The sequence below is a fragment of the Pseudomonas sp. SIMBA_041 genome (assembly GCF_046535095.1).
In the GTDB taxonomy this organism is placed as follows: Bacteria; Pseudomonadota; Gammaproteobacteria; order Pseudomonadales; family Pseudomonadaceae; genus Aquipseudomonas; species Aquipseudomonas mucoides.
On the sequence record NZ_JAWRXJ010000312.1, the window covers coordinates 1 to 272 of the forward strand.

The 272-nt window shown below is 35.7% G+C and carries 1 protein-coding gene; it reads left to right on the forward strand.

Annotation, left to right across the window (positions count from 1 at the left end; all coding sequences use genetic code 11):
• Positions 1 to 272 (forward strand): hypothetical protein (locus tag SB725_RS31290; protein WP_410923294.1); only part of this gene is annotated, 272 nt, incomplete at both ends.

Here is a 272-nt window from a genome sequence, read left to right on the forward strand (position 1 = left end):
TGGCAATCCACCCGGATTTTATTCTTGCAGGGACAAATAATGATGATCCTTATACTTTACGCCATACAATTTTTAAAAGTACAAATAATGCATTAACATGGGATCCATTAAACATTAAATGGATCTATTCACAACCTTATAATAAGGTTTACGCATTTGAAAATTATGCAGCTGTACCTGCAATGGGATATTTTTCTCAGGATAGAGGATATACCTGGACAGCGGCATTATACAATCCTTATCCGGTCGGGCCAATGAATATATTACCCAAT